The sequence below is a fragment of the Candidatus Nitrosocosmicus sp. R genome (assembly GCF_054408505.1).
In genome coordinates, this window is the sequence record NZ_CP167090.1 from 2,345,610 (window position 1) to 2,369,360 (window position 23,751).

Sequence of the window (23,751 nt, forward strand, 5' to 3'; positions counted from 1 at the left end):
ATAATAATTACACTTTTGGTACATACATTGAATCCAAAATGTTTTTTTTGGACCCTTCAACCAGTTTTCTTGCAATGGTTTACGAGTTCTTCGTGCCGCTCTAGGCAAACGAGATAATTTCATGGTGTTTACGACATCTACTATATTTGTTCATGATCTATTAATCTTTTCTATACATGTGATCTTGGAGTTTCAATATTGCAAATGCGAATGAGTTCATACATACTCTAACGAATTTTTAGACAACACTCACACTGGAACCCTTCTCAGTCATCTTGAATTTATACACTTGTTCAACCTCAGAATTTTCAAATATCTCTTCATCATGAGTAATAATTATCATTTGGGACAACGGACTCATACCTTTGCTAAAGACGTCTGAAATAATTTTTACAAACGATCGACGTCTTTCTTCATCCAAATTGGTCGTAGGTTCATCTAAAACTATGAAATCAATTTTTGATGAACCCATCAAGAATGCAATCCCCATCCTAATAGCCAGTGATACAGCGACTTTCTCGCCTCCGCTCAATGATACAGTATCAATTTCTCCTCGCTTTCCATAACAAAGTACCTTTATTTCTCGTGGTTTTTCAACTAATGTAATTTTTGAAAGTCCAACGTTGAAAATGTTGATGTATTCAGAGGCTTTAGCAGAAATCAAGTTTAATGCTCGTGTCCTTAAACTTGAACTCACGATACCATCTCTGTTAAAGACCGTGGAGCGAATATTTTCAAGATCTGAAATAAATTTTGCGGCAGACGATAACTCTATAATCAATGTTTGAAATTCCAAATTTTCTCTTTGAATGTCTACGATTGTTTTTTCCAATATCGCTTTTTGATTGTGAATACTGACCATTTCCACTGAAAGCTTGCTTTTGGTTAATTTTTTTTGTTGATAAGAATTTAAATCAACCTCGATTACATCATTTCTCATATTTTGAATAATATCAATCAAGTTTGCAGAATATTCATCTAATTTGTATGCGGATAGATTGATATTTATTAAAGTATCCAATTGTAGTTTGGCTAGGCTCTGTTGATCTTTTTTTAGATTCTCTAGTTTATGCTCCAAGGTATCGGTACTACCATCAACATCAAAATCATAATTTAATAGAGTACGCTCTGCAGATATTATATTTTTCTCCTTCCTCTTGAATTCCATCTCCTCCTTGTTTAGTTTGGAAATTTCAGAGAGTATAGACTGTTTCTCTTTAATCTTTTTGTTGAGTTCAGAATTAATATGAGAAATATCAAACATTTGGTTAAGCGACATGATTTCAGAGTTACAAACAGGACATTTGCCATCTTTAATTTGGATTTTTTGAGCACATTCTGTAAATCCTCTTAACTTTCCTATCTCCCCCTCTACTTTGATAACTCTACTATTTAATTCATCTAATTCGGAATTGACCATCTGAATAGTGATATAGACTTCGTCTTTGTCCCTCAAAAATCTAACAGCACTTTTTATGTCCACAATCATTCTTTGTGATCTATCAATTTCTGTTTTCAAAGAATTTGATCGTTCTCGGAAATATTTTAATAAGGTATTTTCTAAAGAATCTGATCTCAGAAAGTTTGGCTATTTTTGGCTCAAGAATTTCGATTTGTTTTTCCAATTCATTTAATGTTTCTGTTTTTTGAGATAATTGTACGAGGACGGTATTTAACGTTTGTTTTGATTGCAAGAGTCTAGATTCATTATCTTTAGTTTTCTTAATGAGAATGTTTATTTGATTATCGTCATAACCTTGGGTTTTTTCTCGTAGTATTTTTCTAAATTCTTCAATAACAGTATGCATATTATTGAAAGATTTATCCAATCTATCTAATCCAATCATGTTATTTAGTAATTCTTTAAATTCCCTAGGTTGTGAATCTATTATTTTACTAATTTCACCTTGTTGAATAATGCCAGCTATTTGCAATTTAGTATAGTTAATCCCCATTATAGCCTCCGTTTCATGGATTACTGATTCACCAAGTTGCTTTCGTTCGCCAGAGATCATTGGTCTGTAGATGGATTTGTTATTTTGATCCATCTCCAAATTATTGTTGCCACTTTTAATCACCTGTTCTAATTTAACCGAAGTCAATCGGCCTTGGCTATCTATTTGTCTTTTGATCCTATAATTTGTGGACCCAATAGAGAATTCTAAAATAACATACGATCCCGTTTCATTATTAACATACCCACCCATTCCTCTTGTTAGCAAATTCTTGTTAGATTTGCGAGTGTGTTCATCGAATAGGGCAAAAGTTATAGAATCGATAATACTGGATTTACCTGAACCGTTGTGCCCCACAAAAACTGTAATGCCAGGATGAAACTCAAGAATAGTATCGGTGTGTGACAAAAAGTTGTTTAAAACAATCCTTTTTATCAATCTTAATCACCTTTCCCATCAATGTTTGATTCATTCAAATTTTGATAGGTTGATTTGTTATTTTCAAAAAACTTCCAAACGTAATTGGCAATTTGATTATTTTTACCTTTATCAAAATTGTTATTATCGTTGGGGTCATCCGGATTATGAAACATATTGATTAAGTCTAATGATAGATGAGTCAAAGGTTCAGAATGGAGAGATTTTAGAATTAATGAAGACATCTCTTTATCCATGTCAAAATCTCCAGATCTATCATAAGAAAATCCAGTGGCGGAATCTTCGTCTAAAATACTCCAGTTATAATATAAAAATGAAGCCCCTAATTGTAATAATTGTCTAGATAAGATTTTGGGATCTATATCCGCTCCACCTATTTTTAGATCAATAACAGGTTTCTTTGTGTATTGAGTAGATTCTCGTACGATATTACCCAGTTTAGTATCCAATTCGGGATATTCTATCTGGTATTCAAATTGATGTCGTCTCTTTTCTAGCTTTATCCAATGAGTATTAACGTTTGCAGAGACTTCCGAAAGATCTACTAACAGAAATCCCTTCTCCACGTCTGAAATGGCTTCGTTATGTCCTAGATCAATGGAACCAGGATAAGCCACCATACCTTCGTTTAGAGTAGGAAATCTTTTCTCAATATGGTCATGATAGTGACCCATAGCATAATAATCAAATCCGACTGGTAAATCATGAGAAAAAATTTCGCCTGCAAATTTATTAAAATCATAGAGGCCTTGATGAAGAACAAGTATTTTTTTTAACCAATGATTTTGGACTGAATGTTTTTGGATGTCATTTTTCATGGTAGACTCTAATTTTCTAAATGGTCTAATCAAACCGTTATCAATGTTGGAACGACGTTCCTTATTGAATCCATAAATTAGTAGATTTTCAATTTGAACCGGTGATTCGGGTTTGAGTCTTCTTGCTAACCCTAAATTATGAAAAAGGTATGGCAGAGGTACATCATTAGACCTACTTATGTCATGCTCACCTAATACAAAAAATACTGGAATTGATTTTTCTTTTAGTTTTTTTAATTCTCGGGCAAGCCGAATAATGGCCGCACCATTTGGTTTAGGATTATGAAATATATCACCCGCTAAAATGATAGCTTTTACGTGCTCACTAATGGATTTTTCAACGGCCTCTCCAAATACTTCGTAAAGATCTTCTTCTCGTTCTTGGAGATTGAATTGAGCATAGCCCAAATGAATATCGGAAATATGAGATATAAGCAACTATGGTTCAAAAGATCAATGCCATATTTTATTTATTAATTGAAATCATTCTTAAAAAGATGCATTTTAACTTAACCGCCACCTGCTCCACCTCCCAATGTACCCCATTGAACTTCTTGATAATTATCAATTAACTCATTTAACAAATCATTGATATCCTTATCTTGTTGTTTTGAAGAAATATACTCGCTTAGCAGTGATTGGAGTCTCTTATAAGTAATGTCGTCTATTTGTAGATTTCTCATTTCTACCTAGACTATCATGAGAATTTAATTATAGATATATATTTGCACCTGTGTTCAAAGAAAGATTTAACAGTAATATAATTTACTTAAAATCATAAATAATGTCGATTAATTATCCTACGGAGATTTTTTCGAACACATTTGGAAGAAAGTTTCTCCTAAATATACTAAGATTTGATAACGGTTATTTTATTTCAATATCAGAGAATGAATCAAAGCTTGGATCTATATCGGTATCTTTAGCTGTGACAAACAAATCAAATACGGCCAGAGTGATTCAAGACAAGAATGATCAATTATTCATTGACACCCTTTCTACCAGAATTTCCTTGATGAAAAATGGAATCTGCATAATATCAATGTTCACAAAAAATAAATTACATTTAGATGACATGAAAGTAATTAATGAAAAGATCCTTTCGGCAATAGAGGAGAAGTAAATGGTAAAAAAAGAACAAAACAACAATGATCGAAAGGTTATTTTGAAGAACAACAATTCTAGTAACTCTTCAAAGTCCAAACTAAAGAATGTTGAAAATAACATCAGAAAAGATGACTCAGAATTAAAGCATGAATATGATTTAAGAAGCTTTTTATCAAACCTCGAGAAAAGAGGCGAATTAATAACAATACACAAGAAAGTAAAAAAGAAGTTTGAGCTTGCAGCAATAATAAGTAAATTCGATAAGAAAGAGGCTATAATGTTTACCAACGTCGATGAATCTAAATTCAAAGTTGTTTCAAATATCTTGGGAACTAGGGAACGCTTTTTTTATGGGATTGAGTCTTCAACCCCAACTAGCAAAATCGATTTATCTAACTTTGGAAACATTGGATCAGAATATTATCCAAAAGAATTTTCAAAAGATGCGCTATTTAATAATAATAGTACTAGAAATCTTTATGATCTTCCAATCATAAGTCATTTTGAAAAAGATGCAGGCCCATTTATCACCTCATCTACAGTATATGTAAAAGACCAAGAGAATGGAAATCAAAATTCTTCAGTTCACAGAATGTTACTGCTAAATAATAGCCAAATGGTAATAAGAATGGTAGAGGGCAGACATCTTCATAAATGCTTCGTTTACGCTAAAGAGCATAAAGAAGATTTGAAAATTAATGTTGTAGTTGGAGTGCATCCAGCTCTAAATATTGCAGCAGCATATCAAGCAGCATATGGAATTGATGAAATTGCAATTGCAAATTATCTCTTGAATGGAAATCTAAAGCTTGCAAAGAATGATTATTCTGATTTAATGATACCAAAGCACAGCGAAATAGTAATAGAAGGCAAGATACTTCATGACGAAGTATCCGAAGAATGGATGGTCGAGATGCTGAGGACATATGACTTTAAACGAAAACAACCAGTTTTTGAAATTAATAAAATTTGGTACAGGGATAATCCCATATATTATGATATATTGCCTGGATACACAGAACACAGGTTATTAATGGGATTGCCCATCGAAGCCAAAATTTTTAGTTACGTTAAGAATACTGTTCCCTCTACTAGAACTGTACACTTATCTGATGGAGGGAGTAACTGGTTAACCGCAATCGTACAAATTAAGAAGAGACTAGAGGGTGAACCAAAAAATGCAATTTTAACTGCATTTGCAGCACACCCGTCTCTTAAGACTGCAATTATAGTTGATGAAGATATTAATCCCTGGAATCCTGTAGAAGTGGATTATGCCCTTTCAACTAGAACCCAAGCGGATAAAGATTATCTAATAATAACAAATGCAAAGGGTTCAAGTTTAGATCCCTCCAGTGATCAAACCAATCTATTAACTACAAAATTGGGAATAGACGCTACGATTTCTCTTCTCAAAGATAAAGAGAGATTTGAGATTGCTAAAATACCTGGTGCGGATAATATCGATATCAAAAAGTATGTATGAGAAGAAAAAGATAGTTACTTAAAATCATGAAGTTCTAAATCTGTGTATTCGTAGACAGAAATCTTTTGGCAGAGATTAATTCAAAAGGATCAGAAGTACTCTAAATTAGCAAGAATGAAAAAGAAATTTAGAAAATATGTATTATAAGAACAGATAGAATCGCACCATACAATAAGTGGCCAATTAAACTTGTGATGGACGGACCAGGTCCTAATGGATGTTTAAATGGATCAATTCCGGTTATGGGTTTGTGAATTGGCAGTAGCGTTAGAACCCATAAAACTAGACCAAATATGATGCCTACGAAAAACACCATGGTGCTTAAGAATGGAACCAAAGTCAGTAAAAAATAAAATCCAATTCCCCCCAATCCACCATTTACAAAATGAAGAAAAAAAAGTCCAGGAAAATTAATCTGCGTTCCATCAGTTCTAAAAAATTTGCTATATAACACCTGATTTTCATGCCATTCAAGAACCCCTTCTAGTCCCCATTTTCTCCACAAAGGAAATTCGAAAATACACATCATCAGTGTAGAAAATAAACCAGCCAGTAAACTTAAAAACATGGAATAATATTCCATCATGAGGTTATACCCAGGTTATATGGAATATAATGTATTATCTGAATTGCAAATTAGTTGGCATTAGATAGAAAATAGAGGATTCTAGGAAACAAGTAGACGCCGGTAATTATCATTTTAACATTGTAAGACATATGGTCTGAATATTATATTGAATCTCAAGCCAAAATATCAAGAGATCTTATGTTAATTTGCATCGGCAAGGAGAACCTGCCTTTATCAATCAGCCAGACCATCTTATCTTATCTTATCTTATCTTATATCTCATCTCATCTTATCTCATCTCACCAAAACAAATCATGGAGAAATGTTTGATATTCTATCGGAAACAAACGCAACTACAAAAATCACATGTCTTTGTTTGACAGTCTCTACAAATTATCACCTATATGGTATTTACAGCAGAAATGATTCCAATTAGAACTTTAATATATCTATGGGCTTTTAAATATACAAATTATTGATTGCTTGCGGGCTTTATAGAAAGATTGAATCCATATAACCTTAGCAAAATCAAGTTTTAACCAATCAAGTATCAACTAAAGTAATATCAAAAACAATAGCAGAAGCAAAAAACTGTATCATAGGTGAACAAATATGAGAGTAATATAGAAGAATAAATACTAGGAAATTAATAGTTTAGTATGAACCGCCTGATAGTCGAATCCTACACCAACTCGACAATAAACACAATTTTAGATGACATATCTAAAAAGTATCAAATCGATACATCCAAAGAGCACCTTGATGAGGATATTCCGATTAATGAAATTAAATTCAAATATAGAACTTATTCTGAAGTGGTTAAAATGCTCTACAAGAGTGCAGGCGTAGTCAACGCAATTTAGGTTCTAACTTTCATTAGTTTTATATGACCAGTAGTACAGGCTTCTGAACCTTCTTCATGTTCGTGCAAAAGCTTTTTTGCATTTTCCTCAGGTAATTTTTCTGTTGAAATATAACCACATTTTTCACAAATAACAATATAGCTCCAGCCAACCAAATAGATTTCATTGTAGTTATTAGCCTTCGATATTTATCTATATGTGCAAATTACCAGATAAGAATCTGGAAGATTACCACATTGATGATTTGAAAAAGAAAATACAATTTAAACCAAAAGAATAGGGATTAAAAATTTTGGAAATCTTTGTAGATCAGAATTTATTTTTTTGAACTGGATAATAAATATGACCCTATGATTGAAAATGATAGAGGGAATAGAATTACAAAAGACAGTGGTTTCAATTTAATCGAGTTTTGGATCAATATATGATAAAATCTTAAATAGATTCGAGTCTGCTATGTGTAATGAGTTGCAAAGACAGTTTTATTCGATATCCCCTACTATTAGTATAATAACCACAAAAAAAATAAAAGATTGATCATCCTTTTGTAATAAGAAAGCTAGATAACTATTTGAAGCAAGTGGTAAATAGCATATCTTTTCAGTGGAAAACATGGGTAAACTAATTACTGGAATTCTTTCAGTTTTTATAGTAACAGGCATATTGGGTGTTTACATCCCAAATGCAGTGGCAACACTAGGAACACCATTGGAAATTTGTAGTGGAAATAGTGCAGCAGGCCAAGCAGGTAATAGTGCTGCGGAACAGGATACAGAACTAGGACAGAGCGGTGCCACAGGAGCACAATCTGTTTCCCCAGAATTTAATGCGTTAACAGGAAATAACCTTGGTGTTGATGCACATCAAAATGGTGAATGCATACCAACTTTTGAACAACCACCCACCGATTCAACGGTCCTAACTCCTCGAAATTAAAGAGATAGATTAAGGCGCAAAGTCAACTCATTTAATAAATGCACCCAATCTTCTTTTTTTCTTTTTTTTGAATCAATTACTAAATCAATTCTAAAGAATATAGTGGATATTCATAACTTGCCAACATACCAATAATGAGAAAGATCTCAATTATTCTAACACAACATGTTTTAAAAGACGTGAAAGAGATTTGTGAACAATGATAAATATTTGGAAAAAGATATTTGATGAAATAGATGTTATAACCAATAGCAGAATAATTTCAGAGGATAAAGATAAATCAATAATCGAAAGAGAAAGCAGTTGGACAGGCAACATTAAAGGAATAGATTCGTTTCCAGATGGTACTGTAGATGGTCATGGGCGTTCAGTTATTTTTGAAAATGGTGTCTCCATATCCAACTGGCAAGGTATTTTGACCATAAAAAACGGGCAAGAAATATCCTTTGTTGGAAAAGATACAAGCAAGGATGGCAAATACTATGTACTAAGAACGTACTTTACTCACAATGAAGAGCTAAAAGATCTTGACGGCATGGTTTGTTTCTTAGACGGAGTATTTGATTCCTAAAACAAATCATATACTTGTAGTGGATACAGATTAATCTAATAATGCACCTGATTTGCAGCTTCACTCGTGTGATGACGACAGCAGGTATTCTATATTATTATCTAGATCAATAAATAATCTCAAGGTAAGCAAGTGTTTGACAAATTAATGCTCAAATAATGAACGCTTTTTTCTGAGTATTTGTCTTGACTTTTATCGTCTTTGCTAGATCAAGATCAAGAAATTATCATCGTATTAGCAATTCTAGACCGGTCTGAATCACATCATAATGTAAAATTAGGACAATTACATCCCTCAACCTTGCAAAAAGGGGGAGCATTGCCCATACCCATGGCCACATGAACGGATTTCGGATGGTTGCATACTTTACATGTTACAAAATCTTCAGGTCTACTAATGCTCATGTATTTGATTAGTTATTATTTTATAAAAAGCATAACTATTTCAAGTATAATCTACCAAGTCTATTAATCATAAATTGTGGTGCAGATCAATAAACCACAAAAAAAATATGGTTGCTCTAGTGTTCTTCTATCTATTTTCCGGGTATAGCCCGAACATGCTGCCCTCACCATCTAAATATATTTCATAATACCCCATATTCTGGATTTCTGTTTTTGGTACAATGATCTTACCTCCTGCCTGTTCAATTTTTTGTATATAATCCGCTATTGAATTAACAGTAATGTAATTTGTAACTTTGTGTTCCTGAGATTGTCTTTCCATCATTCCTCCACTCAATCTTTTGTTCCCATTCTCATCTTTTGTCTCAACAAAACCAGTAATCTTTATCAGGGTTTTCAGGATTTCCCTACTTCTCCATTTCCCATCCAAATACCTTTATAGAATTTCCTTGCCCTTTCTACATCACCAGCAGGAAATTCAAAGTGTTGGATATTAGGCATTGAGTCCTGTCTCATTTACCATCGACATTGTAATTTTCTTTTTATGTAATGAAGAATTGTTCAAGTAATTTTTACAAAATCAATACCATAAAAATTAGGATGGGATCAAAGGTATAACAATTAGAATAATACAAATTCCCATGCACCATAACATTCCCCAACACCTACTCAAAAATCTTGAAGTTAGCTTTATTCCAGATGGTTTATGTTCAAACCAATTCATTGAGCTTCCCTATTTATTTCAGTTTTTTACATAAAATACTAAAAGGGATTATACTATAGGACTAGTTTAAAAAAAAATTTGCTCGATAAGTCGGGTAAATATCTAATTCCAAGATTAGATGCTCTTCTCAATCTTTTTATTCCGTTGTGTTGTTTTCTTTCAGAAAAAAGGACTTTAGGTACCGTCGTCGAACTTTTCAAACATCATCAAAAGGGTCTGGCTTGGATGATTCCTTATTGGAAATATTCTCTCAACAATATTTTATTAAGTATACATTGTGAAAATTATATGACAAACTAAATTTTAAGATATAAAGTATATGATAAGCTATGGAAAATGTAAATCCTATTCCAACTGGATACGACAGAATAATTCCTCATATTTTTGTGCCTGAATCTGCAGCTGCCATCGAATTTTATACTAAAGTATTTGGTGCAGTTGAAGAATACCGTCATTCGATTCCTGGAGATAAGAGTAAAGGAAATAAAGAAAAGATTGTTCATGCGGTGATAAACATAGGAAAGTCAAAAATCATGCTGGCTGATGAATTTCCAGAAATGTGTAATGAACACGTCAAGGTGGGCGAAAAAATAGGGGCACCTAGTACGATAGGAGGTAATTCAGTATTTCTTAACATGTATTTTGAGAATGTTGATGATATCTTTGAAAGAGCTAAAATGGAGGGAGCAACTGTGATTATGCCTTTAACGGATGCGTTTTGGGGAGATAGATATGGTCAATTTAAAGATCCATTTGGACATATTTGGGAAGTTGCCACGCACAAAAAAGATATGACAAACAAGGAATTAGAAAATGCAGCTAAAGAATTCTTTGAAAAAATGGCAAATACGAGCTAAGGAACATATTTTTTACCTCAGGCATAATAGCAACAATAACAACAATCCATCACAGACAATACGCATAAAGGATTATTTTAAACCAATCCTTTCTTGTCGCAAGTTTTAAACAAATATAACATTACGCTAAGAAAATGCTTGAGAAATAAAGCGAGATGACATTTCTCCCTCAAATAGACAGAACAAGTAGTAAACGCAAGGCCCATTTAGATAGAAATAACGATTTGCCAGTATGGAAAAAGTTATAAAAGGAATTAGATCCAAAAGCTTTTTTTCTGATCTAATAATTATGCGGAGGCAGTAGTTACTGCAGGTTGACTATCAAAAAAGAGAGCCGACGAAGAAGATAAACATTCTCTCTCAGCACCATCGCCACTTTCAACTGCATTGACTTGTTGAACTGTAGAAGATATATCGATTGTTCCCGGGGTTACTGCAACTATTGAGAACAACACTACGGCTGCCAGAAGGCCAAGCCCCAAAATTTTTGGACTATTCATTATATAAATACACTCATGCCAATATTTAAAATTGATGGCAACGGAAATAGGGTCTCCGGCCTACTTGGATGCTATAAATTTCTAAATAATTATTTTGTCTGATAAATGATAAGTGGTAAGTGGTATTATGACTCTTTGAGTTTCCTCACATAAGCAAATCTATTACAAATTATGGCACCAAACATACAAAGTCCAGGGTTCATGCTAGCTGTTTTAGTCGGGAAATGAAATCGGATAGTTTGAATGGCATGGTTAGAATATCCACCTCATCTATCATTGCAGACCTTAAGACATTCTTTGGTAAGTATTCCACCGGAGTTGTTGTAACCATAAGTATTCTTTGGGTAGGATTTATATCGTGTATCTTTTTTGCTAGGTCAAGGCCGCCTAAACCTTTTAGGTGAGTATCCAATACAACCACGTCGTACGGTCTACCCTTGTTTTCATTCTCAAGAAAAACTTCAAGGGCCACCTCACCATCAGCGACTGTAGCCGATTTTACTCCCAGAGTTTCCAGAAATGTCTTAAACAAGGATAGAATATCTGGTTCTGGTTCTGCAATTAAGATTTGGTCGGGTTCAAATTCTTTTGATAAGGAATTATTGGACTTACTATCTTCATCTTTGCTTGATGTTCTTTTGTATTCAGTGGATAAGCTGGAATCTGCAACGGATGCAGCTGAACTATGGGTTTTGTCTTTAAACCAAGTAATTTCAGCATAATCTTTATAAGGTTTGTTCACAGGTTTTTCAAATGGTTGTTCCTTTTCTCGTTGGATTTCAGATTCTTCAAAGTACATAACCATTTCATTCACCTTAGACTACAAAGATGTAATCAACATACCTTAAATACATCGTTTTAAGCCAAATCATCTAATTTGTTCTGATAGCATACTGCCAAGGGTGAGGATTACTTTTATGGTGGCATTAAATATCCATACCCAAATTTTTGATATACTTCAATACATCACAATCTTTCAAACCACACTTAGACATAACATCAATCTTAAATTTGATAAAGCGAAATGAATAAGCATTTTAATACCTCAATTGAATAACACTAGCAAACTAATTTACCAAATCCTTCGGTGAAGATTAGTTATATGACTTTAAATGCCCAAAGTTTACACCAACTTGAAGGGTTTGCAATCAAAAAAAATAATAATTTGATTTACTACCGCATTTATACGTGACCATTATTACAGACCTTATGAACTTGATTTCAGTCTTATTCTATACAAACAAACATGTGCTATGTTGCTCCAAACCTCAACTATCATGATAAGATTGATCAATATATAATGCTTGAATCAACATGAAGATACATTTTACATTCTAGACAGATATTTCCCAGTTGGATAGATACAGAAATAACCACAAAATAAGATAAATAATTATGTGTAGACCACCAAAATAATTTAGATCTGTGAATAAAGACTTAGAAATAACAAAAAGTATAATGACCCATATACATCTGATCTTAGGAAACGAACCTAAGAAAAATCATACATTTAATTCCATACAGGAGTTATATGATAAAATAGATGCGAGACTTGAACCCAACGATACAACCAAAGGGACAAGTTATCATAGAAAGGAACTATTATATACATTTGACAAAAACATTGAATGGATGAAAGTTAGAAAAATAATTATTTTTGATCACGACAAGAAAAGTGGCATTCTAGGTATTAAAATAGATAAAGAAAAGTTGGTGAAATACATTGTAGATCCTGAGACGCCTTTGATAGAAACAAATGAAGATAATGATAGACAAAATGGACAAAATATGGTACAGTCATAATCATTACAAATGCAATATCATGAATTTGTTGATGCTTTACACCACAAAATGTACTATCTTTTTGCAATGGTCAATAGGTAACCTAATCCTATACTATTGTCATAGACATATGGATCTATCACTTTCAAGAAATCATCTCTAAGTGAATCGGTTTCATAAGAATCACCACGTTTCTTTAATAGTTGAATAGTATTAATCAATGGTCCATATTTTGTACTTGTACTCATAAATTCCCAAAAGTGATTTGGACTAAGAATTGGGAAAAGTACCGTTCCTCGTTCAAATTGCACTTTTGTTACCTCATTTAATCTTTTTTCTATTACTTCAGGAACACCCCACAGTATTGGGGAGGGCGAACTATTGACTGGTCTAGGTAAATGTTTCCCATTTACTTTAAATATTGATCCAATCGCAAGTTCGGGTGGCCAAGTTGCGAATCCTATTCTACCACCTTTCTTTGTTACTCGAATCATTTCTTTGGCAACGAGGTCTGCCTGAGGGGCAAACATATGTCCAAAGGTTGAAAGAACGACATCAAAGGATTCGTCCTCAAATGGTAGATTCTGGGCATCACCCTCTTTCCAAGTTATCCCGTCGACCTGTGCTATTTTCGCTTCTTCTGCGGCGAGATCTAAAAGTTCAGTCGTTATATCAATTCCGGTTACATTTGCACCCATTCTCCGGGCCGTAATTGCAGTGTTACCATTTCCGCATGCGATATCAAGAACATCCTCTCCAGATCGAATTTTTATTGATCTCACCAGGTGAGAGGAAATTGAAGGAAGCATTGTAGAAATAGTACGGTAATCACCTAGTTTCCATACATTCTCTGTTTTGGTTTTTTTCAAACTTTCTTTGTCACTTGCTTCATTCTCTTTATTTGATAGATTTAGTTGACTCATATTATGATATCACGATATCACTTTATAAAAAGTTTTCTATTGATGATATCTAGATATCAGAACTTATATTGCTCTGGAGGCATCATAATAGGATATGGCTCGTAACATGATAATCCGAGGCTTCGACGATGAGATTCATTCTCAACTGGGGGATCAATCAAAAAAGAAGGGTGTTTCCATAAATTCAATTGTAAAGGACGCCGTAGATCAATGGCTAAAAAAACAGGACGAAATCCCAAAACGACATCATTTACTTCTATATGATAATACAGAGTCTGTTATCCGAATGATCAAGTCATTAGATAAATTGGCCAAGGAAGGCGAATGGTTTAGATGTTTCGTCTCTTCATCAAATTCTTCACTTACCGAGGTGTTAGAAAAACTAGACTGGTTTGACGGGACAATAACACCGTACAAGTCGTCCCAAAAAGATTCCCTGAAACACATCAAAGACATATTGCAAAACATTTCCCAGAATTCTAATAATAAAGAAATATGTTTGCTTGATTTCCTCATTAATGATATTGCAGACTCGTCAGTCAACGAAGCATGTTATCTTGAAAAAGAATATGACAAGAATAGATTAGAGGGCCTGGTATTTTGTGCGTATGAGTTAAATAATCTATTTAAAGCTTCTACAACAGAAATGATAGAAATGTTCGAGTTACATGATCAGGTATTTATCCTCAATAATGATCAAATTTACAAAATGCATTTGACCAAAGAAAATATGCATAAACTTTTCTTGAGTTAGTAATATACACGATTAAGAATTAAACGTTCCTTACTATCGATACGATATGAATGAAAAAGAAGTTAGCGCAGAAATCAAATATAAAACATTAAGGTGCAATCGATAATTAAAATTATCATATTTGATCTAAAATTTGAATACCATTATTTAGAAATAGTAAACCATTATTGTTGGAATGTTAATTCAATACAAACATCAAAGATCAGAAAGTTCAATTATTTTTAATAGATGGTAAAAGCAAAAAAAAGATTTATTGTTGGCCTAATGCCAATTTGCCTAATTGTTCTTGTAATTGTATTCCTACATTGTTACATGATGCGAAGGTGATTTCACCAGATACACATTGTGCATTCTGTTCGTTTGATTGTCCTTGTTCGATTCCCTGCTCTGCTTCGTTATGTTTACCTGTTGCAAAGGCCATGTTATCACCAAAGGCTACGACTGAACCAACGAGAGCTGCAGCGATAAACATCATTGCAAATACTCCAGTCTTACTAGTTTTTGTTATGTTACTCATTATAATCATAATGTATAGATGAAATTTATTATATCATAGTTTGGATACTCATTCCTGTCATATTTCTATAAAATACTTAACCAGTAAAATATTCTGATATATAATTTTGTGAAAATGTAGGGACCATAATGCAACATAGATACATCGAATAGTCCACTCTATCAAATCAGCATACCAAAGAAAAGTATAATTGAAGACCTCCAAATTAGGTTTCATTACTGCTAACTTGAGACTGCCTCAGACTAGTTTTATAAATTATGATCGCAATACTATATCATATAATGGAATTAACAAAAGTCGAGAGAGAAAATAAAGTGTATGTAAATGATAAAGCAATAGTTCTGGACAAGAATACTATTACTGCATCTGAATTATTGGAATTAGCTGGATTTTCATCTCTAGCGTACAATATCTACCTAGTTCTAGATAGAAAGAGGAAGAAGATCAAATTGTTGGGCGAAAATAAGAAAATTAAGATTGAAACAGGGATGCGTTTTGATGCAGCCTTAAAACAGAATTAGTTATGGTATCATGATAAGATGGAACATGCTTTAGTTCCAGTATTTCTTCTATTCAAGTTATATAAGAAAAATTAGACCATAATTATACCTTAGTTGCTACAGTCAGCAAATAACCTAATCGCACTATATTATCATGTATGTATGGTTCCAAGGTTTTAAGATAGTCTTGTCTAATCAATTCTATTTTTTCTATTTTATTCTCCTTTTCAAGTCCTCGAATTAATTGAATCATTGATCCTGATTTTGTTGCCATCTCCTGCCAATAGTGATTTGGACTAAGGATAGGATATTCAATGGTATCATTTTCAAAAAATATATCCTTAACGTCGAATAATAGTTCTTGGATGTTGCTTGGGATTCCCCACTGCATAGGGGACAGAGGTGGTACTAGTGATTGGTTGTTTTGAACGGTGGGTAAATACTTTGAGATCGTTGCATACATTCTTCCCCATGCAAGTTCTGGAGACCATGTAGCAAATCCCATGCGTCCACCTTCCTTGAGAACTCTTTGCATCTCATTTGCCGTTGCTTTTTGATTTAATGCAAACATGTGACCAAATGTTGATAATACAATATCAAATGATTCATCTTCAAATGGAAGGCTTTCAACGTTACCCTCTCTCCATTCAATCCCGCTGACTTTTGCTATAGACTCCTCCTCTTTTGCTTGTGTTAAAAGTTTAGGTGTAATGTCTATGCCTGTCACCTTTGCACCGGCTCTGCGTGCAGTTATTGCAGTGTTACCAAATCCGCACGCCACATCTAAAACAGAATCTACAGGTTTAACATTAACAAGTCTTACTAGCTTAGCAGAGACTGGAGAAATTACCTTGCCAATATTTCTATAATCGCCTAAGGTCCATCTTTCTCTGATGCCCTGATCTGAATTATTCAATTTAAAACCATACCTCAGTTTAGTCTGATAAACTTTAATATTGTATTTATGACGATATATAGTAAGAGAGTCTATACCATATATTCGCGATTTAATTTTCCATTGCTATCTACAATTACATCATGGTTATGAATGAGTCTTGAAAGGAATGCATTAAATGGATATTGATCAAGTAATGACTTTGGGTATGGGCATACATAGGAACCGTCAAAAGGTTTTTCGTGCCACCAGTTCTCCAGATTTATGCATTCCTCAAAATGCTTGTTCTTAAGCAGCAATGTAGCACAATCTGCGGTTAAACGTATATGCTTATCTTTTCTGTTTGTGTCTTTATTGGCCTTAAAAATCATTTCTTCTTTTAATTTATTAAAAGATTCTAAATGTCCTACCATCGCATTAACATAATAGGGTACCAAGTCAACAACAATCAGATTTCCTTTTTCTAGGTTTTCTTGATAATTTGTGATCTGTGATGAAAAGTTTTTTAAATAGCCTTCATTTGCTAAACTAACAGAGGCATGAACGCATATCTGACCTCGCTTTAAGCCTTCATTAATATATGCCGAAATTGCCTTGTCTAAATCATCTTGTTTATTATACAAAAGTATGACATGCATGTTGGTACTAGGAGTAATCAAAGCATCGTAGTTCATTTCATTTATTAGAGTATGATTCTTTACTAATGTCCTAAATGCTTCTGGACTTATCTCTTGCATCAACCCTATTTCATAAGCACACAAAGTATTTGCTGGACGGGAAGCACCTTCTTGTGTTAATTCATAATGGAGCAACGCATCGTAATATTTCCTCTCAAAAAATGGTTTCATATCGTAAAAAGCTCGAAATATTTTTTTGCCTTCCTTTGGTAAAATAAAATGATTACACTCACTATTACCTTTATTCTCAATTTTAGCATCTTTGTGAATCGGGGAAAGACTTTTACTCACTGTTATTCCTCCAGAGGACGACACCCTACCCATTTCTAATATGTCGTCAGAAAAATACCACTGAGTACTCGACATGATAGTAATTGTCCCATCATTTACTAAGGTAGAGATATTGAATCGATATTGACAAATCTTTTTTAGTCTTTCTATAATTTCTTCTTTAGGAAGATCATCTGTTACAAACAAAACAGATTCATCATTTTCCAAACCCTCAATCAAATATTTAAAACCAGCATCTAATTTCTCTTGACTATTAGAATAAATGGAAAATGTATGTGAGATAATATCACTCTTTTTGGGTTTATATACATTAATTGTCAAGATTATACACTATTCTATTATGATCATGAAGTATATGAGTATTATTAAGAATAAAAAAATTAGATTCGAGAATGCTAAAAAACTAAGTGACCTAGCATACCCTTAACTATGTTTACTTTTCAATACTCGCGTTATTATACGCCTTCGCCAGAGCTTGACTATTCAAAAGATCCCCTTGATTTAGATTTTGACTTGGATTTCCAATAGTTGAAGGAAGATTGGTAACCTGTGTTTGGCTCGTTATTATACTACCAAAAGGAACAAGCGTATTGTCTGGAATTTCAACTCCTATCACAATGCTGCCAAGCCTTATGACAACATTATTACCTATTTTTGAATCAAGTACTGCACTTTTTACACCTACTATGGTGTTATTTCCAATCCAAACAGGTCCGTGGACTATTGAATCATGTGCTAGACTCACATTGCCACTGATGAAAATAGCATATCCCTGATCGAACCTCGTATCATTCTCCAGTAATCGTTCCCCATTCTGAGAGAACCTTTTGTTATCATTATTTACTCCATCTTTAACAGCTTCAATGGCATGTAGTATGACCCCATCTTGGACGTTAGAATAATCTCCGACATGAATTGGAACACCTTCATCGGCCCTGCAAACCGCCGTTGGAGCCATTAATACTTCCTTACCTATAAAACAATCACCTATGACAACTGCAAAAGGATGTATAAAAGCTGAATCATCTATTTTAGGAGAGGAAACATTTGAAACTACAAATGTTTTTACATTAGACATTATGTTTGGCCATTGGTTTGTTGCTCCCGTGTCATTAGTTTCTTTACCTATTGCTAGTAGTCCCTGATGACCAACAAAGACAACTATCCCCATTACTATTAGCAAGGTCATGACTGTTACCCGTATAGTAATATTCCTGTTTGTATTAAATCTCATTGGATCAATTGTATGTTTCAAATGTATATAAACAAATGAGTTTTGACGGATTATTGGTTAAATAATACATTTCCTTTTTTAGATTTATTCGCCTCACCCTTTTTCATTCTCATAATCTGGATCCTTAAAAAATAGGAAAAGCCTTTTTTATAGGTATGGTAATCAAAGTAAAAATTCCTATATAAAAAATTACATGCAGAATTTGAACCAAAATTATCAAATAATCAGGAAATAGGATATCTTGATCGTTCATAATACTACTGGCGATCTAGTTATCTATGATGATCAAAATGATAAATTATTAGTCTCAATCAATACTACCTTTTATTCAAAATCGATATCAGATTCATTATGCCCAAAATCTTATAAAAATACAAAAAGGATTTATTGCATTGTGCATCTTGGTCTCCTCCGTAAATGTGATTACGAATGAGTTGAGTCCAGTTGAACTGATTTTTGCTCAGAAAGAAGATAACAATGTAATTGAACAAGAAGGGGATGGAAATGACGCATCTCAAAGTGAAGAAGATTCTCAGGAAACAGATCAAAATAGTCAATCCATCCCCATAATTTTATCTTTTTTAGTAAATGACTTTTTTGGTGATTTCTTTATGAATAGTCCCTAAGGAAGGAATTCTTGAATTGTTACAAAGGAATCTTCTATTACCAATTGACAATCTAACACATAATACCAATCAACTAATAGTAATTTATTAACAGATCTAAAGTACTCTATTTTCATTAGAAAGTTTAAAATTCACTCTTTATATTTAAGATCATTTCAAAACATCATCATCATCTGATGGATACGCATATAATGATTCTAGCGTCAAATATAAGCAACATATCTAAATATCAAATTTGGGTTTCACCTTTTTTTGAAATAATACTCAATTTTTTTAAAGTAATTATAGTTTTTAGTACATGGAAGCCAGTAAATTAATTATTTATAAGGTCAATTAATGATATTTAGGGTGTTTTTTTTGAATTCTTCCTAATTACTGTATATTAACGGCTAGAATAATGTTGTCTTAAATGAAAATACTTATTTACCTAGGACTTCGATAAACCGTGATGAACAAAATTAGAAATTTAAGCATCTTTATTGTAGCATTTTCTGTACTGATGATTGGCGCATCAGCAGCATCTACCATAGGTTCAATTAGTCCAGTATTTGCTAGTACAGACAATTCTAACAATGATGATCAATCTAACAATGATCAATCTAACAATGATCAATCTAGTTCAAGTCAAACAGCTAATGAACAACCATCTTTAGAAACTGTAGACACTCATTTGGAAAGTTGTATTCAACAGATGCAAAATGATAATACTGATGAGGCCTTAAATGATTGTCAAAATGCTGATGATGAGTTAGACAGATTATTAGCTAATGCAACTGGATGATGATGTATAAGGTTCGAAATATAACAAATTCGTCTTAACTGAATGAAATAAGTACAACACATTCCTTAATTTTTTTATTACCAATCAGAGTTTATGATTATTAAAATTTATACAATGCCTGCATACCTACTAAACTAGAAATATTGAGGTAACACTATTAGATTTGATCAAAAATGGTACTTTATTACAAGGGAACGATAATGATCCAAATGATACTTTTTCCAGTAATCCATCTATAATTGAAAACCTTAAATTCTGACAAAGTGTCGAATAACTCGACAGATTTGTTTGAAACTGAATTAATTTTCATAAGCATAGAAACAAAGTTATCCTATAGGAAAAATTCGAAGTCAAATAATTGATAAAGTACAAATATTAAATTGAATTTGGATAAACACTTAAGTTTCGGTTGAGCCAAACTATTATTGTGATTCCTTCAAACTTTGTATTTTTATTGGTAACATTGATCCCAATGTTCCACAATGATTTCCAGTAACGGAAAATCGACAGACAATTTTGTTTTTTTTCCTTTAGAATATTTAGGATTAACATTTGTGACCTGGAAAATACAGACCAAATGCTTGATAAAAATACCTTAAACTTTCAATTCCAGGTTTAACTCCTGGAAATCCTGGGGCATAGATTTTTTGATTATTTGTTTGTATATAACCGTCGAGGCCTTGAGCATTCATCTTTCAACAATTCATGTAAAACATCTTCATATTGATTCAATTTGATTGGTTGAAAACAACAGAATCAATTAAGTATTTTGAGAACGATTAGCTAAAGATTGATAAAATCATCAGATCTTACAAAAATATATTAAGAAAAAAATGCAACGTGAAGGATTTGAGCTTGACTACAATCTGACTGCAAATATTAATTATTTAAAGGATCATTATTCGGGAGAGCAAAAAATAGCAAGCAAATCTAGAATACAATATACAATGACTACATTTACTAAAACAAGATACAGATGGATATTTATTGCCAAAATAACAAAAGAATTTGTTCTCTACATGCATTAATTTAAAACTATATCTATTTTATCCTTTATTTGAAAAAGATTTTTCTTATTTACGGTAATATTATGAGATTTGATAAAGTTTTCGCCCCCATAAACTTGATGAACTATTGAATACTGATTCTCAAACATAATGTCTACTTTATGTAGCTTGTAAAGATCATTAACTTCAATAATCCAACGGATTTTATTTTCTTCTCCTGATGTACTTTCTTGTGAGATCACGAACGATATTGTAAGGTGGCTAAACTTCATTTATTTGTATCCACCCAAAGATCTTTATTTTCATAATCAATATGAACCAATTTTACTGATTATAATGTACTATTTATTCTATCCAAAAGTGCAAAGGGCCCTGTTAACTTAACGATAAATCTTTAGCTTAAAGACGCTCTATTTCTGTTATGTTAAGTACAAGAAATAAAACATCTTCAGAGCATATTTACTATGGTCTGTATTTGTACTTTCTTGGCTTATCGCTTAGAAATACTGCCAAGGCATTGTCCTTTTTACATATTATCAATAGAAGTCACGTTGCAATTTGGAATTGGATTCAAAGGTATAAACCTCGAAAGGTTTCAACAAGAAGAACAAAAATATCAGAATACCTCATTGATGAGACATTAATAAAAGTCGGCTCAGAATACTCCTGGTTATGGGCAGCAATCGAACCAGAAAATAGGCAAATTCTCGCACTCTTTCTTAGCTAATAAATCCAAGGAGAGGAACATGCTTATCGCAGAGAGATTTATTTCAGGTCTGATCAAGATTCACGGAAAACATGTCGTATCAACAGACGGTGGAACCTGGTACCCAATGGCTTGTAGATTCCTAAAACTAAAACACCATATCAATTCTTCGTTTGAGAAAAGTCTGATTGAAAGAACTATGCAGTACATCAAGGATCGAACTGAAGGATTTGACGATTACTTTCCATGTAGTAAAGAGAAGTGTAAACTAGATCATGTCAAAAACTGGTTGAATCTATTTGTAAAAATACACAACAAGGAGGTGCCAAACGCCTAAGTTAACAGCGCCGTGCAAAGTGCGGGATTTGAAGCCGATCCTTCATGCAGTATTCGTCATTTAATTAAGTATTTCTTTAAGAAGGTGTTTATTCTTCATATGGTAGTATTTGGTTCTTGGTTCTAAAGTATTAAACAAAATGATCTGAAACCACATAGATATATCCATTTGGGCTAGAACCATCCAAATTGTTGATTTTGGTAAAAAAATGGAATAAATTATTTACTTGCAGTGACCTTTTGACCAGCCAACACTGTATCCTTTAGCGTAATCCCCTGATCCTGGAGAATATCCCCAGCAGTGATTATGATCCCACCAGCCCTGTTGGCATCCTTTTATCCAATTCTGAGACTTTCCAGAGTATTCTGTGCAATAATGGGGCGAGCTTTTGCATTCTCCTTTATTCCAACCAACTTTGTACCCCTTAGCTATCTCGCCGGTCCCTGGGTTGTAACTTTTACAATGGTTATGATCATACCAACCTTGTTTACATCCTTCTACCCATGCGTTTGACTTTCCTATTTCATCTGCACAATAATATGAAGCAGCATATACAGATTTACTGACGATCAATGACGGGGCGACTGCGATTGATATTGCAACAAATGCTATTGCGAGTATCTTTATATTAGTATCCATTAAATTGTTCTTATAATTTGGGCATATAAAAGCATTTTTGGGTCCTTTTGAATTATACATGCCATCTGATGTTATTCCAATTCTCAAAGATGCTGTAAATATGATGGTATGGAAGCCACAAGGTCATGAATATCATTTATGTTATCAGCAATTGTTTGAATCCAATATGTGGTCAGAATAGAAAAAGTCCAATAAATAAAGAAAATTTTAGTATTGATTTTTCCTCTGGATCAACAGGGATGAACCCTTTAATTTGAACCCTATTTTTTTTATTCTTATCAAATGAATAATGACTGTTGCCTTGTTAATTTCATGAATCTTAAATCTTAATTTTGGAAATTATTGACAATTCTTAAATAATTAATTTGCCTAGAGTTAAAATAATCCAATAAAACAAATTCGGGTAGCATTCTAACTCTCATAATAGTAGCTATAATAGTAGCGATTATGTCTACAATGATCATCACAAGTCCGGTGAAAATTGCTACCGTAGATACTCAAAATATGGATACCTATAGTCACACCCTATATGGTAATAACGTAGTATGATACTGTTTAATTGACCTTGATACTGCGAAAAAGTGGTATAGACATATTGAAATAATAATACCAACCTACAAGTGCGTACATACCGACTTCGGAAGAAAACACCGTTGGCTGAGATAACACTAGTCCAAAGGACGGTGGAGGAGTACAGAACCCACAGTTATAGCAATTCGTGTGGCCCAAAAGGAGGTGTTGATTCGACCAAAATCAATAGCGGTGCAATTTTTGATTATAAAGAATATCGCAAAAACATTGGAATATACAACATTTTTTTACTTTAATAATCTAAAAAATATAAAGATCGGGATT

30 protein-coding genes are annotated in these 23,751 nt (G+C 33.0%); 14 read left to right on the forward strand and 16 right to left on the reverse strand.

Annotated features, from left to right (window positions below):
* Nucleotides 1-238: 238 nt before the first annotated feature.
* From AAGU22_RS12045 to AAGU22_RS12060, 4 genes are all read right to left on the reverse strand, one after another.
* On the reverse strand, nt 239-1,519 hold the full coding sequence (locus AAGU22_RS12045) for an SbcC/MukB-like Walker B domain-containing protein (RefSeq protein ID WP_458719350.1): 1,281 nt from the start codon (nt 1,517-1,519) through the stop codon (nt 239-241).
* Entirely contained in the window at nt 1,503-2,393 is an 891-nt protein-coding gene (locus tag AAGU22_RS12050; protein WP_458719351.1) for an AAA family ATPase, read from the reverse strand. Before AAGU22_RS12050 ends, AAGU22_RS12045 begins: the two co-directional genes overlap by 17 nt.
* Nucleotides 2,394-2,395: 2 nt before the next feature.
* Nucleotides 2,396-3,649, reverse strand: coding sequence for a metallophosphoesterase family protein (locus AAGU22_RS12055; RefSeq protein ID WP_458719352.1), 1,254 nt, complete (start codon nt 3,647-3,649; stop codon nt 2,396-2,398).
* Between the two features lie 71 nt (nt 3,650-3,720).
* Complete coding sequence (locus AAGU22_RS12060) at nt 3,721-3,894, reverse strand: hypothetical protein (protein WP_186434041.1); 174 nt, start codon at nt 3,892-3,894, stop codon at nt 3,721-3,723.
* Nucleotides 3,895-3,995: 101 nt separating this feature from the next.
* Between AAGU22_RS12060 and AAGU22_RS12065 the strand changes: the two genes are divergently transcribed.
* Both AAGU22_RS12065 and AAGU22_RS12070 read left to right on the forward strand, forming a co-directional pair.
* Nucleotides 3,996-4,334: a hypothetical protein gene (locus tag AAGU22_RS12065; protein ID WP_458719353.1), complete on the forward strand. Its 339-nt coding sequence runs from the start codon at nt 3,996-3,998 to the stop codon at nt 4,332-4,334.
* Entirely contained in the window at nt 4,335-5,804 is a 1,470-nt protein-coding gene (locus AAGU22_RS12070) for a UbiD family decarboxylase (RefSeq protein ID WP_458719354.1), read from the forward strand.
* A gap of 127 nt (nt 5,805-5,931) precedes the next feature.
* Here the strand turns inward: AAGU22_RS12070 and AAGU22_RS12075 are convergent, their stop codons facing one another.
* Entirely contained in the window at nt 5,932-6,372 is a 441-nt protein-coding gene (locus AAGU22_RS12075) for a hypothetical protein (protein WP_458719355.1), read from the reverse strand.
* A 659-nt stretch (nt 6,373-7,031) separates the two neighbouring features.
* Here AAGU22_RS12075 and AAGU22_RS12080 point away from each other — a divergent pair.
* Nucleotides 7,032-7,235: a hypothetical protein gene (locus tag AAGU22_RS12080; RefSeq protein WP_458719356.1), complete on the forward strand. Its 204-nt coding sequence runs from the start codon at nt 7,032-7,034 to the stop codon at nt 7,233-7,235.
* Here AAGU22_RS12080 and AAGU22_RS12085 read toward each other — a convergent pair.
* Nucleotides 7,232-7,390 carry a hypothetical protein gene (locus AAGU22_RS12085; RefSeq protein WP_458719357.1) on the reverse strand — a complete coding sequence of 53 codons (159 nt, stop codon included), beginning with the start codon at nt 7,388-7,390 and terminating at the stop codon, nt 7,232-7,234. The genes AAGU22_RS12080 and AAGU22_RS12085 overlap by 4 nt on opposite strands.
* 457 nt (nt 7,391-7,847) lie before the next feature.
* Between AAGU22_RS12085 and AAGU22_RS12090 the strand changes: the two genes are divergently transcribed.
* Together AAGU22_RS12090 and AAGU22_RS12095 are read left to right on the forward strand one after the other, a co-directional pair.
* Nucleotides 7,848-8,171, forward strand: coding sequence for a hypothetical protein (locus tag AAGU22_RS12090; protein WP_458719358.1), 324 nt, complete (start codon nt 7,848-7,850; stop codon nt 8,169-8,171).
* A 199-nt stretch (nt 8,172-8,370) separates the two neighbouring features.
* Nucleotides 8,371-8,742 (forward strand): hypothetical protein, encoded by a 372-nt coding sequence (locus AAGU22_RS12095; protein WP_458719359.1) that lies wholly within the window; start codon nt 8,371-8,373, stop codon nt 8,740-8,742.
* Between the two features lie 531 nt (nt 8,743-9,273).
* On the opposite strand, the gene AAGU22_RS12100 is transcribed toward AAGU22_RS12095, so the two are convergent.
* On the reverse strand, nt 9,274-9,576 hold the full coding sequence (locus AAGU22_RS12100; RefSeq protein ID WP_458719360.1) for a VOC family protein: 303 nt from the start codon (nt 9,574-9,576) through the stop codon (nt 9,274-9,276).
* 623 nt (nt 9,577-10,199) lie between these two features.
* On the opposite strand from AAGU22_RS12100, the gene AAGU22_RS12105 reads away from it, so the two are divergent.
* On the forward strand, nt 10,200-10,727 hold the full coding sequence (locus AAGU22_RS12105) for a VOC family protein (protein WP_458719361.1): 528 nt from the start codon (nt 10,200-10,202) through the stop codon (nt 10,725-10,727).
* Nucleotides 10,728-11,014: 287 nt separating this feature from the next.
* Here the strand turns inward: AAGU22_RS12105 and AAGU22_RS12110 are convergent, their stop codons facing one another.
* Both AAGU22_RS12110 and AAGU22_RS12115 read right to left on the reverse strand, forming a co-directional pair.
* Nucleotides 11,015-11,227: a hypothetical protein gene (locus AAGU22_RS12110; protein ID WP_458719362.1), complete on the reverse strand. Its 213-nt coding sequence runs from the start codon at nt 11,225-11,227 to the stop codon at nt 11,015-11,017.
* A 199-nt stretch (nt 11,228-11,426) separates the two neighbouring features.
* Nucleotides 11,427-12,032, reverse strand: a complete 606-nt coding sequence (locus AAGU22_RS12115) for a response regulator (RefSeq protein WP_458719363.1) — start codon at nt 12,030-12,032, stop codon at nt 11,427-11,429.
* Nucleotides 12,033-12,652: 620 nt separating this feature from the next.
* Here AAGU22_RS12115 and AAGU22_RS12120 point away from each other — a divergent pair.
* Nucleotides 12,653-13,030 carry a hypothetical protein gene (locus AAGU22_RS12120; protein WP_458719364.1) on the forward strand — a complete coding sequence of 126 codons (378 nt, stop codon included), beginning with the start codon at nt 12,653-12,655 and terminating at the stop codon, nt 13,028-13,030.
* A 53-nt stretch (nt 13,031-13,083) separates the two neighbouring features.
* Here AAGU22_RS12120 and AAGU22_RS12125 read toward each other — a convergent pair whose 3' ends face one another.
* Nucleotides 13,084-13,932 (reverse strand): class I SAM-dependent methyltransferase, encoded by an 849-nt coding sequence (locus AAGU22_RS12125; protein ID WP_458719365.1) that lies wholly within the window; start codon nt 13,930-13,932, stop codon nt 13,084-13,086.
* A gap of 94 nt (nt 13,933-14,026) precedes the next feature.
* Here AAGU22_RS12125 and AAGU22_RS12130 point away from each other — a divergent pair, with 94 nt between their 5' ends.
* Nucleotides 14,027-14,686, forward strand: coding sequence for a plasmid partition protein ParG (locus AAGU22_RS12130; protein WP_458719366.1), 660 nt, complete (start codon nt 14,027-14,029; stop codon nt 14,684-14,686).
* Nucleotides 14,687-14,936: 250 nt separating this feature from the next.
* Here AAGU22_RS12130 and AAGU22_RS12135 read toward each other — a convergent pair whose 3' ends face one another.
* Nucleotides 14,937-15,203, reverse strand: a complete 267-nt coding sequence (locus AAGU22_RS12135) for a hypothetical protein (RefSeq protein ID WP_458719367.1) — start codon at nt 15,201-15,203, stop codon at nt 14,937-14,939.
* A gap of 281 nt (nt 15,204-15,484) precedes the next feature.
* Here AAGU22_RS12135 and AAGU22_RS12140 point away from each other — a divergent pair, with 281 nt between their 5' ends.
* Nucleotides 15,485-15,724, forward strand: a complete 240-nt coding sequence (locus AAGU22_RS12140; RefSeq protein ID WP_458719368.1) for a multiubiquitin domain-containing protein — start codon at nt 15,485-15,487, stop codon at nt 15,722-15,724.
* An 82-nt stretch (nt 15,725-15,806) separates the two neighbouring features.
* On the opposite strand, the gene AAGU22_RS12145 is transcribed toward AAGU22_RS12140, so the two are convergent.
* The 3 genes from AAGU22_RS12145 to AAGU22_RS12155 all read right to left on the reverse strand — a co-directional run bounded on the left by AAGU22_RS12145 (nt 15,807) and on the right by AAGU22_RS12155 (nt 18,800).
* Nucleotides 15,807-16,619 (reverse strand): class I SAM-dependent methyltransferase, encoded by an 813-nt coding sequence (locus AAGU22_RS12145; protein WP_458719369.1) that lies wholly within the window; start codon nt 16,617-16,619, stop codon nt 15,807-15,809.
* Nucleotides 16,620-16,690: 71 nt separating this feature from the next.
* Nucleotides 16,691-17,887, reverse strand: coding sequence for an MEDS domain-containing protein (locus AAGU22_RS12150; protein WP_458719370.1), 1,197 nt, complete (start codon nt 17,885-17,887; stop codon nt 16,691-16,693).
* A 112-nt stretch (nt 17,888-17,999) separates the two neighbouring features.
* Nucleotides 18,000-18,800: an LbetaH domain-containing protein gene (locus AAGU22_RS12155; RefSeq protein ID WP_458719371.1), complete on the reverse strand. Its 801-nt coding sequence runs from the start codon at nt 18,798-18,800 to the stop codon at nt 18,000-18,002.
* A 401-nt stretch (nt 18,801-19,201) separates the two neighbouring features.
* On the opposite strand from AAGU22_RS12155, the gene AAGU22_RS12160 reads away from it, so the two are divergent.
* On the forward strand, nt 19,202-19,426 hold the full coding sequence (locus AAGU22_RS12160) for a hypothetical protein (RefSeq protein ID WP_458719372.1): 225 nt from the start codon (nt 19,202-19,204) through the stop codon (nt 19,424-19,426).
* Between the two features lie 448 nt (nt 19,427-19,874).
* Nucleotides 19,875-20,207: a hypothetical protein gene (locus AAGU22_RS12165; protein WP_458719373.1), complete on the forward strand. Its 333-nt coding sequence runs from the start codon at nt 19,875-19,877 to the stop codon at nt 20,205-20,207.
* A 1,024-nt stretch (nt 20,208-21,231) separates the two neighbouring features.
* Here the strand turns inward: AAGU22_RS12165 and AAGU22_RS12170 are convergent.
* Nucleotides 21,232-21,486 carry a hypothetical protein gene (locus AAGU22_RS12170; protein ID WP_458719374.1) on the reverse strand — a complete coding sequence of 85 codons (255 nt, stop codon included), beginning with the start codon at nt 21,484-21,486 and terminating at the stop codon, nt 21,232-21,234.
* A 149-nt stretch (nt 21,487-21,635) separates the two neighbouring features.
* Here AAGU22_RS12170 and AAGU22_RS12175 point away from each other — a divergent pair, with 149 nt between their 5' ends.
* Both AAGU22_RS12175 and AAGU22_RS12180 read left to right on the forward strand, forming a co-directional pair.
* Nucleotides 21,636-21,941 (forward strand): hypothetical protein, encoded by a 306-nt coding sequence (locus AAGU22_RS12175; protein WP_458718797.1) that lies wholly within the window; start codon nt 21,636-21,638, stop codon nt 21,939-21,941.
* Nucleotides 21,942-21,960: 19 nt separating this feature from the next.
* On the forward strand, nt 21,961-22,257 hold the full coding sequence (locus AAGU22_RS12180; RefSeq protein ID WP_458718895.1) for a hypothetical protein: 297 nt from the start codon (nt 21,961-21,963) through the stop codon (nt 22,255-22,257).
* A 222-nt stretch (nt 22,258-22,479) separates the two neighbouring features.
* Here AAGU22_RS12180 and AAGU22_RS12185 read toward each other — a convergent pair whose 3' ends face one another.
* Nucleotides 22,480-22,896, reverse strand: a complete 417-nt coding sequence (locus tag AAGU22_RS12185) for a hypothetical protein (protein WP_458719375.1) — start codon at nt 22,894-22,896, stop codon at nt 22,480-22,482.
* 653 nt (nt 22,897-23,549) lie between these two features.
* On the opposite strand from AAGU22_RS12185, the gene AAGU22_RS12190 reads away from it, so the two are divergent.
* Nucleotides 23,550-23,723 carry a hypothetical protein gene (locus AAGU22_RS12190; RefSeq protein ID WP_458719376.1) on the forward strand — a complete coding sequence of 58 codons (174 nt, stop codon included), beginning with the start codon at nt 23,550-23,552 and terminating at the stop codon, nt 23,721-23,723.
* The last annotated feature ends 28 nt before the right edge of the window (nt 23,724-23,751 follow it).

Bases quoted from the DNA above. Each gene is read 5' to 3' on its own strand.
- AAGU22_RS12080 (WP_458719356.1), top strand. From the start codon at position 7,032: ATGAACCGCCTGATAGTCGAATCCTACACCAACTCGACAATAAACACA.
- AAGU22_RS12115 (WP_458719363.1), bottom strand. From the start codon at position 12,032: ATGGTTATGTACTTTGAAGAATCTGAAATCCAACGAGAAAAGGAACAA.
- AAGU22_RS12090 (WP_458719358.1), top strand. From the start codon at position 7,848: ATGGGTAAACTAATTACTGGAATTCTTTCAGTTTTTATAGTAACAGGC.
- AAGU22_RS12070 (WP_458719354.1), top strand. From the start codon at position 4,335: ATGGTAAAAAAAGAACAAAACAACAATGATCGAAAGGTTATTTTGAAG.
- AAGU22_RS12060 (WP_186434041.1), bottom strand. From the start codon at position 3,894: ATGAGAAATCTACAAATAGACGACATTACTTATAAGAGACTCCAATCA.
- AAGU22_RS12185 (WP_458719375.1), bottom strand. From the start codon at position 22,896: ATGGATACTAATATAAAGATACTCGCAATAGCATTTGTTGCAATATCA.
- AAGU22_RS12170 (WP_458719374.1), bottom strand. From the start codon at position 21,486: ATGAAGTTTAGCCACCTTACAATATCGTTCGTGATCTCACAAGAAAGT.
- AAGU22_RS12155 (WP_458719371.1), bottom strand. From the start codon at position 18,800: ATGAGATTTAATACAAACAGGAATATTACTATACGGGTAACAGTCATG.
- AAGU22_RS12175 (WP_458718797.1), top strand. From the start codon at position 21,636: ATGTTAAGTACAAGAAATAAAACATCTTCAGAGCATATTTACTATGGT.
- AAGU22_RS12140 (WP_458719368.1), top strand. From the start codon at position 15,485: ATGGAATTAACAAAAGTCGAGAGAGAAAATAAAGTGTATGTAAATGAT.
- AAGU22_RS12165 (WP_458719373.1), top strand. From the start codon at position 19,875: ATGAACAAAATTAGAAATTTAAGCATCTTTATTGTAGCATTTTCTGTA.
- AAGU22_RS12105 (WP_458719361.1), top strand. From the start codon at position 10,200: ATGGAAAATGTAAATCCTATTCCAACTGGATACGACAGAATAATTCCT.
- AAGU22_RS12135 (WP_458719367.1), bottom strand. From the start codon at position 15,203: ATGAGTAACATAACAAAAACTAGTAAGACTGGAGTATTTGCAATGATG.
- AAGU22_RS12110 (WP_458719362.1), bottom strand. From the start codon at position 11,227: ATGAATAGTCCAAAAATTTTGGGGCTTGGCCTTCTGGCAGCCGTAGTG.
- AAGU22_RS12075 (WP_458719355.1), bottom strand. From the start codon at position 6,372: ATGTTTTTAAGTTTACTGGCTGGTTTATTTTCTACACTGATGATGTGT.
- AAGU22_RS12065 (WP_458719353.1), top strand. From the start codon at position 3,996: ATGTCGATTAATTATCCTACGGAGATTTTTTCGAACACATTTGGAAGA.
- AAGU22_RS12125 (WP_458719365.1), bottom strand. From the start codon at position 13,932: ATGAGTCAACTAAATCTATCAAATAAAGAGAATGAAGCAAGTGACAAA.
- AAGU22_RS12130 (WP_458719366.1), top strand. From the start codon at position 14,027: ATGGCTCGTAACATGATAATCCGAGGCTTCGACGATGAGATTCATTCT.
- AAGU22_RS12095 (WP_458719359.1), top strand. From the start codon at position 8,371: ATGATAAATATTTGGAAAAAGATATTTGATGAAATAGATGTTATAACC.
- AAGU22_RS12180 (WP_458718895.1), top strand. From the start codon at position 21,961: ATGCTTATCGCAGAGAGATTTATTTCAGGTCTGATCAAGATTCACGGA.